General features: G+C 71.1%; 11 protein-coding genes and 1 pseudogene. 6 read left to right on the top strand and 6 right to left on the bottom strand.

All coding sequences use genetic code 11. The features are described from left to right. Nucleotides 1-155: 155 nt before the first annotated feature. Complete coding sequence (locus ABEA93_RS25125) at nucleotides 156-1,064, bottom strand: SCO3374 family protein (RefSeq protein WP_345678025.1); 909 nt, start codon at nucleotides 1,062-1,064, stop codon at nucleotides 156-158. Between the two features lie 503 nt (nucleotides 1,065-1,567). Here ABEA93_RS25125 and ABEA93_RS25120 point away from each other — a divergent pair. After that, on the top strand, nucleotides 1,568-4,096 hold the full coding sequence (locus ABEA93_RS25120; protein WP_345678024.1) for an ATP-dependent Clp protease ATP-binding subunit: 2,529 nt from the start codon (nucleotides 1,568-1,570) through the stop codon (nucleotides 4,094-4,096). A 170-nt stretch (nucleotides 4,097-4,266) separates the two neighbouring features. On the opposite strand, the gene ABEA93_RS25115 is transcribed toward ABEA93_RS25120, so the two are convergent. Further along, complete coding sequence (locus ABEA93_RS25115; RefSeq protein ID WP_345678022.1) at nucleotides 4,267-4,689, bottom strand: ATP-binding protein; 423 nt, start codon at nucleotides 4,687-4,689, stop codon at nucleotides 4,267-4,269. A 138-nt stretch (nucleotides 4,690-4,827) separates the two neighbouring features. Between ABEA93_RS25115 and ABEA93_RS25110 the strand changes: the two genes are divergently transcribed. After that, entirely contained in the window at nucleotides 4,828-5,682 is an 855-nt protein-coding gene (locus tag ABEA93_RS25110; RefSeq protein ID WP_345678021.1) for a DUF5753 domain-containing protein, read from the top strand. After that, nucleotides 5,679-5,906 carry a DUF397 domain-containing protein gene (locus tag ABEA93_RS25105; RefSeq protein ID WP_345678020.1) on the top strand — a complete coding sequence of 76 codons (228 nt, stop codon included), beginning with the start codon at nucleotides 5,679-5,681 and terminating at the stop codon, nucleotides 5,904-5,906. Before ABEA93_RS25110 ends, ABEA93_RS25105 begins: the two co-directional genes overlap by 4 nt. An 84-nt stretch (nucleotides 5,907-5,990) precedes the next feature. Here the strand turns inward: ABEA93_RS25105 and ABEA93_RS25100 are convergent, their stop codons facing one another. Continuing rightward, nucleotides 5,991-8,195 (bottom strand): MMPL family transporter, encoded by a 2,205-nt coding sequence (locus ABEA93_RS25100; protein ID WP_345678019.1) that lies wholly within the window; start codon nucleotides 8,193-8,195, stop codon nucleotides 5,991-5,993. A 103-nt stretch (nucleotides 8,196-8,298) separates the two neighbouring features. Here ABEA93_RS25100 and ABEA93_RS25095 point away from each other — a divergent pair, with 103 nt between their 5' ends. The 3 genes from ABEA93_RS25095 (at nucleotide 8,299) to ABEA93_RS25085 (ending at nucleotide 10,448) form a co-directional block, all read left to right on the top strand. Continuing rightward, on the top strand, nucleotides 8,299-9,147 hold the full coding sequence (locus tag ABEA93_RS25095; RefSeq protein ID WP_345678018.1) for a TetR/AcrR family transcriptional regulator: 849 nt from the start codon (nucleotides 8,299-8,301) through the stop codon (nucleotides 9,145-9,147). Nucleotides 9,148-9,188: 41 nt separating this feature from the next. After that, a complete protein-coding gene (locus ABEA93_RS25090) occupies nucleotides 9,189-9,971 on the top strand; it encodes an SDR family NAD(P)-dependent oxidoreductase (RefSeq protein WP_345678017.1) in 783 nt (260 codons plus the stop codon). Nucleotides 9,972-10,067: 96 nt separating this feature from the next. Then, on the top strand, nucleotides 10,068-10,448 hold the full coding sequence (locus ABEA93_RS25085) for a tetratricopeptide repeat protein (protein WP_345678016.1): 381 nt from the start codon (nucleotides 10,068-10,070) through the stop codon (nucleotides 10,446-10,448). Nucleotides 10,449-10,465: 17 nt separating this feature from the next. Here ABEA93_RS25085 and ABEA93_RS25080 read toward each other — a convergent pair whose 3' ends face one another. From ABEA93_RS25080 to ABEA93_RS25070, 3 genes and pseudogenes are all read right to left on the bottom strand, one after another. Further along, on the bottom strand, nucleotides 10,466-11,173 hold the full coding sequence (locus ABEA93_RS25080) for a lysoplasmalogenase (protein WP_345678015.1): 708 nt from the start codon (nucleotides 11,171-11,173) through the stop codon (nucleotides 10,466-10,468). An 82-nt stretch (nucleotides 11,174-11,255) separates the two neighbouring features. After that, nucleotides 11,256-12,119 carry a sterol desaturase family protein gene (locus ABEA93_RS25075; RefSeq protein ID WP_345678014.1) on the bottom strand — a complete coding sequence of 288 codons (864 nt, stop codon included), beginning with the start codon at nucleotides 12,117-12,119 and terminating at the stop codon, nucleotides 11,256-11,258. 90 nt (nucleotides 12,120-12,209) lie between these two features. Next, nucleotides 12,210-12,320, bottom strand: a pseudogene (locus ABEA93_RS25070) (A/G-specific adenine glycosylase); the annotation flags it as partial.

The following is a 12,320-nucleotide window of genomic DNA, read 5'->3' as shown; positions in this document are numbered from 1 at the left end:
AGGCCCGGAGGCGAGGTGCCGCGGCTGTGGACGGGCGGTGCCGGGTGCGGCAGGCATCGCGGGCGGCCGACGGATGCCCGCATCGCCGCGGCGGCGATCGCCGCCCCGGAGTACGCCGCGTCGCGGGTTCGTCGGACGGGTTCCCGGCCGATTCCTCAAGCCGCGCCTTCGCCCGCGAGGGACGCGGTGCGGGCGCATCGGCGGGGGAGCAGGCGCACCTGCTGGCAGGCGTGCGCAAGGCCGCTCAGGAGCCGCGTGACGTCGGGGAAGCGGACGTCGACGGCCATGAGGGGTTCGGGGGCGCTGCCCGCGGCGCAGCGCAGGCGCGAAGCGGCAGGGGCGCGGAGCCAGCGCGAGGCCTCCCAGGCACGTGGCCAGGGCGCCAGCCAGGTGGCGGGCCACGGGGACGGCGCCGGCACCGAGTCGCCCGCGCCGAACGCCCGGAGATCCAGGTCGAGGCCCGCCCAGTCGAGCCAGTCGAGCAACTCGGGGAGGCTTTCCGCGACGCCGGGGGCCACGAAGAACTGCATGCGCCCGCCCGCCGTGGCCGCGACGGGGCCGACCGGCATGCCGAACTGCTCCGCCCGCCGCAGCGCGTGCGTCCCGGCGCGGCCGGGCACGTCGAGCACGTCGAAATGCACGCCCGCGGCAAGCCGCACGGCCCGCCGGGGAGCCGGCCCCCACCATCCGAGGATCACGGCCGGATCGACGCTGCCCGCGGTGGCGCCGACGCGCGTCCCCGGTGCCGATCCCGCATCGCCGTTCGTCGTGGCACCCTGGCCGGTACTCCCCGTGCCGCCGACCGCGGCGTCCGCCGCCCCGCCGCGGCCCGCCGCGCACACGGCCGCACCGGCCGTCCGCTGCCCCGGCACCGCCGTCGCGGCGCGGCGCGGGTCCGTCGGCCACGCCGCGCCGGTGTCGGCCCCGGCCGTTTCACCGGGCCCCGTCCGGCCCCGCTCGGGCAGGACCGGCCACCCCAGCGAGCGGGCGTACCAGAGCGCCTCGTCGAGCGGGCCGGGGACGACCGGGGCCGAGCGAGGGGCGAAAAGGAGTGTCGCTGCCATAGCGTGTTCAACTCCGGGGAAGGACTCCGGTTACGAGAGGTGATTGCTCGATTGCGAAACGTGTTCACGGCAACTTCGGCCGTTGCCTCCCGGGCGGTCCGGGACCCGGCGCGACCTGCGATGTTCCGTCCATCGGAGCGCCGGGAAGCGGCATACGCGCCGGGCGGCCGTGGGTATGAGCCGGGCAGGAGTGCTGTGGAGGGGGTGCGGATGCGGCGTACGCCGGTACGGAACGAGGTGGCGGACGGCCGGGGCTCGGCCGTCGGAACCGCCGCCCGGCCGCTGCGTTCGCTTCTGGCGTACTCGCAATCGGCGACTCTGCTTGGTTCGGGGGAACACTGCCCCGCACTATCGGGTTTGACTAGGTGTCCAGCGCGGCCCGCAACACGTGGGTCGCACGTCCTTGTGGACGAAGTGAGCGGTCCCGCGTGCGGGACTAGCATGCGGAAGGACAGGGAGGGGACCGTCCCCGAACTGCACGACCGCTCTGAGGAGCGATAACGATGTTCGAGAGGTTCACCGACCGCGCGCGGCGGGTTGTCGTCTTGGCTCAGGAGGAGGCCAGGATGCTCAACCACAACTACATCGGGACAGAGCACATCCTCCTCGGCCTTATCCACGAGGGTGAAGGCGTTGCCGCCAAGGCGCTGGAGAGCCTCGGGATCTCGCTTGAGGCCGTCCGCCAGCAGGTGGAGGAGATCATCGGGCAGGGCCAGCAGGCCCCGTCCGGGCACATCCCCTTCACGCCCCGTGCCAAGAAGGTGCTGGAGCTTTCGCTTCGCGAGGCGCTTCAGCTGGGTCACAACTACATCGGCACCGAGCACATCCTGCTGGGTCTCATCCGCGAGGGCGAGGGCGTCGCCGCCCAGGTCCTGGTCAAGCTCGGCGCGGACCTCAACCGGGTGCGCCAGCAGGTCATCCAGTTGCTGTCCGGGTACTCGGGCGAGAAGACCGCGTCGCCCGGCGGCGCCGGCCAGGAGGGCACCCCGTCCACCTCGCTGGTGCTCGACCAGTTCGGGCGCAACCTCACGCAGGCGGCCCGCGAGGGCAAGCTGGACCCGGTCATCGGGCGTGAGAAGGAAATCGAGCGGGTCATGCAGGTCCTGTCCCGCCGGACGAAGAACAACCCGGTCCTCATCGGCGAGCCCGGCGTCGGCAAGACGGCGGTCGTCGAGGGCCTGGCGCAGGCCATCGTCAAGGGCGAGGTGCCCGAGACGCTCAAGGACAAGCAGCTGTACACGCTGGACCTGGGCGCCCTGGTGGCCGGCTCCCGCTACCGCGGCGACTTCGAAGAGCGCCTGAAGAAGGTGCTCAAGGAGATCCGCACGCGCGGCGACATCATCCTGTTCATCGACGAGCTGCACACCCTCGTGGGTGCGGGCGCCGCCGAGGGCGCGATCGACGCGGCGAGCATCCTCAAGCCGATGCTGGCCCGCGGCGAGCTGCAGACCATCGGTGCCACGACCCTCGACGAGTACCGCAAGCACCTGGAGAAGGACGCGGCTCTCGAGCGCCGCTTCCAGCCGATCCAGGTCGCCGAGCCGTCGCTGTCGCACACCATCGAGATCCTCAAGGGTCTGCGCGACCGCTACGAAGCGCACCACCGCGTGTCGATCACCGACGCCGCGCTGGTCGCCGCCGCCACGCTGGCCGACCGGTACATCTCGGACCGCTTCCTCCCGGACAAGGCGATCGACCTGATCGACGAGGCCGGCTCGCGGATGCGCATCCGCCGGATGACCGCGCCGCCGGACCTGCGCGAGTTCGACGAGAAGATCGCGAACGTGCGCCGCGAGAAGGAGTCCGCGATCGACGCGCAGGACTTCGAGAAGGCGGCGTCGCTGCGCGACAAGGAGAAGACCCTCCTTGCCGACAAGGCGAAGCGCGAGAAGGAGTGGAAGGCCGGCGACATGGACGTCGTCGCCGAGGTCGACGAGGAGCTGATCGCCGAGGTCCTGTCCACGGCGACGGGCATCCCGGTGTTCAAGCTGACCGAGGAGGAGTCCGCGCGGCTGCTCCGCATGGAAGACGAGCTGCACAAGCGCGTCATCGGCCAGAAGGACGCGATCAAGGCGCTGTCGCAGGCGATCCGGCGTACGCGTGCGGGTCTGAAGGACCCGAAGCGTCCCGGCGGCTCGTTCATCTTCGCGGGCCCGTCCGGTGTCGGTAAGACGGAGCTGTCCAAGACGCTCGCCGAGTTCCTGTTCGGCGACGAGGACGCGCTGATCCAGCTCGACATGTCGGAGTTCTCCGAGAAGCACACCGTGTCGCGGCTGTTCGGCTCGCCTCCCGGCTACGTCGGCTACGAAGAGGGCGGCCAGCTCACCGAGAAGGTGCGCCGCAAGCCGTTCTCGGTCGTGCTGTTCGACGAGGTCGAGAAGGCGCACCCGGACATCTTCAACTCGCTGCTGCAGATCTTGGAAGACGGTCGCCTGACCGACTCCCAGGGCCGGGTGGTCGACTTCAAGAACACCGTCATCATCATGACGACCAACCTGGGCACCCGGGACATCTCGAAGGGCTTCGGCCTCGGCTTCACCGGTTCGTCCGACGTCAAGACCGGCTACGACCGGATGAAGGCGAAGGTCAACGAGGAGCTGAAGCAGCACTTCCGCCCCGAGTTCCTGAACCGTGTCGACGACACGATCGTGTTCCACCAGCTGTCCGAGGACGACATCATCCAGATCGTCGACCTGATGATCGCCAAGGTGGACGAGCGCCTCAAGGACCGGGACATGGGCATCGAGCTCACCCCGGCCGCCAAGAAGCTGCTCGCGAAGAAGGGCTACGACCCGCTGCTGGGTGCGCGTCCGCTGCGGCGCACGATCCAGCGGGAGATCGAGGACACCCTGTCCGAGAAGATCCTGTACGCGGAGCTGAAGCCCGGATCGATCGTCGTGGTCGGCACCGAGGGCGGCGGCGACGACGAGAAGTTCACGTTCGTCGGCGAGGAGAAGGCCGCGCTGCCGGACGTGCCGCCGGTCGAGGCCGCGGGCTCCGGCCCGGACCTGACCAAGGGCGAGGCGTCCTAGCGGGCTCCCGACGGATACTGCCGCCAGGCACAGCGTGTGAGGGCCGCCCCCGGGAAACCGGGGGCGGCCCTCCGCCGTTTCGCGGGCCTGCCGCGCGGATCGAGCGCGCAGGTCGAGCCCAGGCAGGTCGAGCAGGCGGGTCGAGCAGGCCGGCCGATCGGGCGGGTCGGTCAGACCGGGACCGGGAAGCACGCGCACAAGGCCTTGCGGTCGCCGAGGACGAGGGCCTCGACGCGTTCCGCCAGCATCTGCGCGATGAGCAGCCCGCGGCCGCGCTCCTCGTCGTCGCCGGGTTCCTCGACGGTCTCCAGGTCCGGTACGAACCCCGGCGCGAAGTCCACCACTTCGATCCACATGTAGGCGGGATCGAAGGACACCCACACCTCTATGCCCCCGCACATGCCCGCGTGCTCGACGGCATTGCCCGCGAGTTCGGACACGACCTGCACGGGGGCGAAGCTGTCCACACCGAACTTCCGGCACAGCGCCTCGACATGCTCGCGCGCGGTCGACACCGAGCCGGGCAGCGCGGGCAGCCGGACGATATAGACGGGTTCTTGGACGGGTCCCGTAGACGCGTCGGTGGCGTGCACAGCTCTCCCTGGGGGCCGCGCGGTTGCTCTCCGTATTGACCTGAGAGCGCTATGTGTTCAAGATGAGTGAAGCACCAGCGAAACTGCACGTGCAAGTAGCTGCCGAGAAGTCGGACAAAAATCATGAAGGGGGAGATCATGGCGACCGACTCCCAGCACACCCTCAAACGCAAGCGGTTGGGCCTGGAGCTGCGTCGTCTCCGGGAAGAACGCGGGGTCACCCGGAATGCCGCGGCCGCGGCCATCCGCGGGGACGTCTCGAAAATCAGCCGGATGGAGCTGGCGCGCGCCTACGTCAGCCGGCGGGATCTCCTCGTGCTGTGCCGGCTCTACGGACTACCGCAGCAACAGCAGGCGGAGCTGGAGCAGTTGCTGGTGGACAAGCGGCCGCGGCATTGGTGGCGCGAGTACACCGATGTGATGAACGCGTCGCTCGCCGATTTCGTCGCGTTGGAAGACGACGCCGCGGTCGAACGCGAGTACCAGCCGATGACGATTCCCGGACTGCTGCAAGTGCTCGCATATACGACGGCGGTGATGGAGACCGGGCTGCGGCCGCTCGCCGCCGACCAGATCGGCAGCCTGGTGGCGCTGCGGCAGGGCCGCGGGCGGCGGCTTTTCGAGGACCCTGTGCTGGAGTTCCACGGGATCGTCAGCGAAGCCGCCCTGCATGTGGACACCGGCGGTCCGGCGGTGATGCGCGAGCAGATGCTGTACTTGGTGGAGATGGCGAAACTCCCCAATGTCACCTTTCAGGTGGTGCCGTTCCAGGGCGCGCGGCGGGCTTCCGGAACGGGATTTGTCACCCTCGGATTCACCGATCCGGATGATCTCGACGTGGCTTTCATCGAAAGCATCGGCGGTATGATCCCGCGAGATACCAAGCGCGAAGTCCGGCTCTACAGACGTCTGTTCGAATGGATCTCGACAGGCGCGCTCACGCCGGACGACACGGTCGCGCTGCTCCTCGATCGAGCGGAAAGCCTGCAATGAACAAGCTCTCGCTGTACCAGGCCGACAAGTCCGACGCGGTCTGGGTCAAGTCGTCGTTCTCCGCCGACCGGGAGGGGTGCTGCGTCGAACTGGCGCAGATCGACGGCGGGATCGCGGTGCGCGATTCCCAGGACACCGGCCGTCCGGCGCTCTGCTACACCCGCGAGGAACTCGCGGCATTCGTCGCGGGCGTCAAGGCGGGGGAATTCGACCGTTTCCTGTGAGCCGCGGGCGGCTGCCGGGACGAGCACGAACGCGGCCGTGCCCCAGGGGCGATGGACCCCCGGGGCACGGCCTTCGCATGCCGGTCAGCGCCTGCTGGGCTCCGCGACCGGTTCGGCGGGAGCGGGCGGCAGGCTTTCGCTGATGCCGACCTTTGCGTACGCGCGACGCAGGGTCTTCGGCGCGTACCAGGCGGCCGGGCCGAGCAGGCGCATCGTCGCGGGGACGAGGATCGCCCGGACCAGCGTGGCGTCGATGAGGATCGCCAGCGCGGCGCCCAGCCCGAACAACTGCAGGAAGCTGACGGTGCTGGTCAGGAACGCGACGAAGGTGACGGCGAGGAGCGCGGCGGCGGTGGTGACGATGCGGCCGGTGCGGGCCAGGCCGTGCACCACCGCGTCCTCGGGCGTGGCGCCGGCGTCGTGGAGTTCCTTGATGCGGCTGATGACGAACACTTCGTAGTCCATGGACAGGCCGAAGGCGATGCAGAACAGCAGCACCGTCATCGAAGTGTCCATCGGCAGCGGCACGAAGCCCAGCGCGCTCGCGAAGTGGCCTTCCTGGAACACCCACACGGTGATGCCCATCGCGGCGGCGATGCTGAGTCCGTTGAGGACGAGCGCCCGCAGCGGCTGGACGACGCTGCCGGTGAACAGGAACAGCACCACGAACGTGGTCAGGCAGATGAGGCCGAGGGCGAGCGGGATGCGGTCGGCGATGGCCTGCTTGGTGTCGACCAGGCGGGCGTCGGTGCCGCCGACCAGGGTGTGCGTGCCTTCCGGGGCCTGGACCGCGCGGATGTCGCGGACCAGGTCCTGGGCGGCGCCGGACTTCTCGTCGAGGGACGTGACCACGTAGATCACCTGGGCGTCGGGCTTGGCGGTGCCCGGCCGGCCCTGCGGGGAAGTCTCGTTGCCCTGGGCGAAGATGCCGTGGGCGCTGTCGACCCGGGCGACGCCGGGCAGCGCGGACAGGTCGCGGGCGTACCCGGACAGGTTGCCGTTGGCGCCGCTGCCGGTGACCACGACGTCCACCGCGTGCGACTCGTTGGACGTGTAGTTCTCCCGCAGCGAGTCGCCGACCTGGTGGATGCCCGCGGACTTCGGCAGCACCCGCTCGTCCGGTGTGCCGAACGTGACACCGAGCAGCGGCGACGCGGCCAGCAGCAGCACCGCGACCACCGGCAGGGCGGCGACCAGCGGCCGCTTGGTGACCGCGCCGGCGAGCCGGGACCAGAACGCGGTCTCGTCGCCCTGCACGCCGCGGATGCCCTTGATCCGCCCGGCGTCCAGGCGCGGTCCGAGCACCGAGATCAGTGCCGGGGCGACGAACAGAGCGGCCGCGGCGGCGACCACGACGACGCCGATGCCGGCGTAGGCGAACGACCGCAGGAAGTACATCGGGAAGACCAGCAGCGTGGCGAGCGCGGCGGCCACGGTGGCGGCGGAGAAGACGATGGTGCGTCCGGCGGTGCGCACCGTCTGGACGACGGCGTCGTGCACGGTCGCGCCGTTGTGCACGAGTTCGCGGTGGCGGGCGACGATCAGCAGCGCGTAGTCGATCGCCAGGCCGAGGCCGAGCGCGGTGGTGAGGTTGACCGAGTAGATCGAGACGTCGGTGAGCTTGCCGAGCACGAACAGCTCGGCGAAGGTGCCCATGATGGCCACGAATCCGATGGCCAGCGGAACCATCGCGGCGACCACCGAGCCGAACGCGAGCACCAGCAGGAGCAGGGTGATCGGGACGGCGATCATCTCGGCGACGGCCAGGCTCTTGCCGATCTGGCTCTGCGCTTCCGGGCCGAGGGCGGCGTTGCCGCCGATTTCCACGGTGATCGAGCCGTTCGGCCCCAGGTCGGCGGCGACCGCGTCGCGGGCGGCCTGCGGGAGTTCGGCGACGTCGTCCTCGGCGTTCGCCACGACGAGGGCGCGGGTGCCGTCCTTCGCCTTGAGGGAGGGCGAGCCGGTGGTCCAGTACGACACCACATCCCGGTAGCCGGGCTCGGCGGCGAGCGCGGCGGTCAGCCGGCGGCCGGCGTCGGCGACCGCGGGGGTGTCGACGGACTGGCCGCGGGCGCGTACTTCCACGAGCAGGTTGGGTGAGCCGCCGAAGGTCTGCTCCACGGCCTGCTTGGCCTTGTAGGAGTCCGATGCGGGGTCGTCGAAGCCCTCCGACTTGAGGGCGCCGAATGCTCCGAAGCCGAGGGCCGCGGCGGCGAGCACCAGGACGGCGGCGACGGCGAGGACGGTACGGGCGCGGGTGGCGGTGAGCGTGCCTATGCGTTCCAACATGGCGGTGGCCCCAATGTTTATGCCGTCAACAATGTTCTCACTGATAACTTGGCAGTAAATGTTGGCGCTGTCAACATGGGGAGGGAGATCAGGAGGAGAACAGGTGGCGACGAAAGACGAGACCGGGGGATCCGAGGGGGCCGAGCGGGCCGAGGCGGTCGCGCGGGGCCCCGCGCCCAAGGCGGCTGCGCCGAAGGCCGCGGCTGCGAAAGAGAGCGCCCCGAAACGTGCCGGCGGCGGAGGCCGGCGCGCGTACCACCACGGCGACCTGCGGAATGCGCTGGTGGAGGCGGGGCTCCAGCGGGTCCGCGAGGGCGGTCCGGACGCGATCGTGCTGCGCGAGGTGGCGCGGGACACCGGGGTGTCGTCGACGGCCGCCTACCGGCACTTCGAGAGCCACCAAGACCTCGTCGAAGAGGTGAAGCACCGCGGTGTCGCCGTCATGAGCGACTGGGTGCGCGCCGAACTCGCCGCGTCGCCCCCCGCGGCGGACCCCGCGACCGAGGCGGTGCGGCACATCCGCGCGACCGGGCTCGGGTACGTGCGGTTCGCCCTCGCCGAGCCCGGCCTGTTCCGGCTGATCTTCCGGGAGAGCAAGCAGGCGGGCTCGACGGCGCTCGCCGAGACCCGGGCCCCGGTGGCGCCGCCCGCGGAGGAGCGCGACCCGTCGTACATGGTCATGGCCGACGCGCTGGACGTGCTGGTCGCCGAGGGCGTGCTGCGGCCGGATCGGCGGGCGTTCACCGACATCGCCCTGTGGGCCGCGGTCCACGGGCTCTCCACGCTGCTGCTGGAGACCGACCTCGCGAAGATGCCGCAGGAGGCGCGCGAACAGACGATCGATCGTCTGTTCGACGTGCTCTACCACGGCATCCTCGACGAGCCGGTGTCCGGCCCGGACCCGCACGACCTGCCGGTGACCCGGCCGGAGCCGCCTACCCGTTCGGGGTAGTTCGGCTGTCGGCCCGCGCCGCCCCGGCCCATCGTGGGTCTATGGGCAGTGAGATCGCGGGTGTTGCGGGGGCGACCGAGTTCGCCGATCTGACCGCGGTGGTCACCGGAGCCGGCTCCGGGATCGGCGCCGCGGTGGCCGTGCGTTTGGCGGTGGGCGGCGCCCGGGTCGTGGTGGGGGACGTCGACGACGTGGGGGCGGCCCGGACGGCGTCCCGGATCAACGACGCGGGAGGCCGGGCGCGGGCGCTGCGCGTCGACGTGACGGATCCCGAGTCCGCGGCGGCGCTCGTCGCGGGCGCCGTGGAGACGTTCGGGGCGCTGCACTTGGCGGTCAACAACGCGGGCATAGCGGGCCCTGTCGAGGAGCTGGCCGACTATCCGCTGGAGGCCTGGCGGCGGGTGCTCGACGTGGACCTCGACGGGGTCTTCCACGGGATGCGGGCCCAGATCCCGGCGATTCTCGAGCACGGGGACGGCGGCGCGATCGTCAACGTGACGGCGGTGCAGGGGATCGTCGGCGTGGACCGGGCGGCGGCGTACGTGGCCGCGAAGCATGCCGTGATCGGGCTGACCCAGTGCGCGGCCCTGGAGTACGCCGACCGGAACCTGCGGGTGAACGCGGTGGCGCCGGGGGGAGTGGTGACGCCGATGCTGGACGGGCTGACACCGGACGCCCTCGCGGTACTGCGGGCCCAGCACCCGCTGGACCGGCTGGCACGGCCCGACGAGGTGGCGGAGCTGGTGGCGTTCTTGCTGTCGGAGCGGGCGTCGTTCATCACGGGGAGCACGCACCTGGTGGACGGGGGGTTCACGGCGCGGTAGGCCGAGGGCGTTGTCCACAGGCTGGGGAACAGAACCCGCCCCGGTGCTGTTGCTGCGGTCGTCACTCGCAGTTTCGCCCCGGAAGGAGCCCACCCCGTGACGACGCAAGCCACCGGCATGACCGTGGAGAACTACCGCTGGGCCCAGGAACTCGTCGACGCACGCGACCCGCTGGGCGCGCTCAAGCTGATCGAGCCGCACCTCGAGGGCGAGCAGGACAACGTCGCGGTGCAGCTGCTCGCGGCGCGGGCGTACTTCGGGTCGGCGCAGCTGCGGCGGGCCGAGGAGACGCTGCGGCGGGTGATCGAACTCGACCCGCGGGACGCGTGGGCGCTGCACGCGCTCGGGCGGACGCTGGAGCGGTCCGGGCGCGCGGCCGAGGCCGGGCCGTATTTCCGGCTCGCCGCGGCGATGTGTCCGGAGCCCGAGTACGTGACCGCCGCGTGGCGGTACACCGCGGCTCCGCAGGAGCAGTGAGGCAGTCGTAAAAGCGGTCAGAACGCGGCGGCGGACCCCGGGTCCGCCGCCGCTTCGGGTTCCCGGACGAGGACGGGCGCCCGGGTCCACGTGGTCATCAGCAGGAACTGCGCGGCCAGGTAGGTCGGCATGACGACGGCGTCCTGGCCGGGTACGAGGTCGAGGTCGGCGATGCCGCACGCGATGACGGTGTCGGACAGCAGGAACAGCGCGCCGCCGATCGCCGTCCGCCGGTCCATGCCCGCGGCGAAAGCGGCCATCGCGGTGAGCAGCAGGCTGTAGCCGATGACGGGGACGAGCAGGTCGTCGAGGCCGCGCCACAGGACGGCGATCATGACCGCCCACGCCGCCGCGTAGCCGAGCGGGATCCGGCGGTTCGCGGCGATGCGCGCTCCGGCGCCGCGGAGGGCGAAGGCGCGGATGTACGCGGTGTGCCCGACGGCGAAGCCGGCCATGCCGACCATGAAGAGCCCGTCGCGGTCCGGCAGCAGCCCCACGTCGCCGACGAAGCCGCCGGCCAGCGCGGTCAGGGGCAGCGCGAGGCCGCGGAACCCGCCCGCGGCGGCGACCACGTAGGCCGCGAGCAGCGGCATCAGCAGCGGCTTGGTGGCCCACCGCACCGCGCCCACGTCGGTGCGCAGGTCGACGGCGGCGAGGACCGTGTCGGCGACCGCGAAGAGGACGAAGAGTGCCAGCCAGGCACGGGCGGCGGGGCGGGCGGTCATGGGGGCGCCTCGGTGGGGGAGTCTTCGGCGGAGCAGGAGTGCGAGTGGCCGGTCGGCTTCGTGCCCGGCCGCGGCAGTGGGCTCACGCGGCGGCCTCGGCGGTCGCGGCCGGGGCCGTGGCCGTGGTCGGCGCCGGGCTCCACCCCGGCCCCCGGAACACCCGCCCGAACCGCTCCCGCCACCCCGTCGCGTGCCGGACGTCGTGGCCGATGGCCCGGTACTCGTGGAAGGCGACGCGCAGCGGGTTGTACGTGGCGATGTTCTTCGTCAGCCCGTAGTCCACGCGCTCGCCTTCGGGTTCGAAGGAGCGGAACAGCCGGTCCCACACGATGAGGATTCCGCCGTAGTTGCGGTCGAGGTACTGCCGGTTCGAGCCGTGGTGCACCCGGTGGTGGGACGGTGTGTTGAACACGTACTCGATCGGTTTCCCCAGCGTGTGGATGCGTTCGGTGTGGATCCAGAACTGGTAGAGCAGGTTGACCGAGTACGCGGTGAACACCATCGCCGGAGAGAAGCCGAGCAGCGCGACCGGCAGCATGAACACCAGGTGGTGCGCTCCCGTCCAGCTCTGCCGCAGCGCGGTGGACAGGTTGTAGTGGCGGCTGGAGTGGTGCACGACGTGGCTCGCCCACAGCAGGCGGATCTCGTGCATCGCCCGGTGTTCCCAGTAGTAGAAGAAGTCCACTGCCAGGACGGCCAGTGCCCAGCCCCACCACGTGCCCGGGACGTCGAGCGGCGTCAGGTGGTACCCGCCCACCCACGCCAGCGCGGCGAGCACGCCCCAGCCGAGATTCGCCGCGATGCTGCCCAGGCCCATCGACAGGCTGGTCGCGGTGTCCTTGGCCGTATAGCCGCGCTGCTCGTCGTCCGGGGCGAACCGGTACGCGAGGATCTCGACGGCGAGCAGCAGCACGAAGGCCGGGATCGCATACGTCGTGAGGTCCATGACGCGGAGATTACTCGCCGGTAGCCAAGAAGCGGAAGAGCCCGCGGCCGCCGGGTTCCGGGCGGCCGCGGGCTCCCGCGGAAGGGCAGGTCAGGCGTTCACTGGGGCGCCGGTGGGCAGCCGGTAGACGCCGTCCGCGACCGGTTCGACGAGGCCGTCGGCGACCAGGCCGTCGAGTGCGCGGGCGCGCTGCAGGGCGTC

This window comes from Yinghuangia aomiensis (assembly GCF_039542225.1).
GTDB classification, from domain to species: domain Bacteria; phylum Actinomycetota; class Actinomycetes; order Streptomycetales; family Streptomycetaceae; genus Yinghuangia; species Yinghuangia aomiensis.
Note: the sequence above shows the minus strand (reverse complement) of the source record. Positions and strands in the feature narration are given on the sequence as shown.

Coding starts and splice junctions, on each gene's coding strand:
- ABEA93_RS25080 (WP_345678015.1), bottom strand. CDS start 11,173: ATGACCGCCCGCCCCGCCGCCCGTGCCTGGCTGGCACTCTTCGTCCTC.
- ABEA93_RS25105 (WP_345678020.1), top strand. CDS start 5,679: ATGAACAAGCTCTCGCTGTACCAGGCCGACAAGTCCGACGCGGTCTGG.
- ABEA93_RS25110 (WP_345678021.1), top strand. CDS start 4,828: ATGGCGACCGACTCCCAGCACACCCTCAAACGCAAGCGGTTGGGCCTG.
- ABEA93_RS25120 (WP_345678024.1), top strand. CDS start 1,568: ATGTTCGAGAGGTTCACCGACCGCGCGCGGCGGGTTGTCGTCTTGGCT.
- ABEA93_RS25100 (WP_345678019.1), bottom strand. CDS start 8,195: ATGTTGGAACGCATAGGCACGCTCACCGCCACCCGCGCCCGTACCGTC.
- ABEA93_RS25090 (WP_345678017.1), top strand. CDS start 9,189: ATGGGCAGTGAGATCGCGGGTGTTGCGGGGGCGACCGAGTTCGCCGAT.
- ABEA93_RS25125 (WP_345678025.1), bottom strand. CDS start 1,064: ATGGCAGCGACACTCCTTTTCGCCCCTCGCTCGGCCCCGGTCGTCCCC.
- ABEA93_RS25075 (WP_345678014.1), bottom strand. CDS start 12,119: ATGGACCTCACGACGTATGCGATCCCGGCCTTCGTGCTGCTGCTCGCC.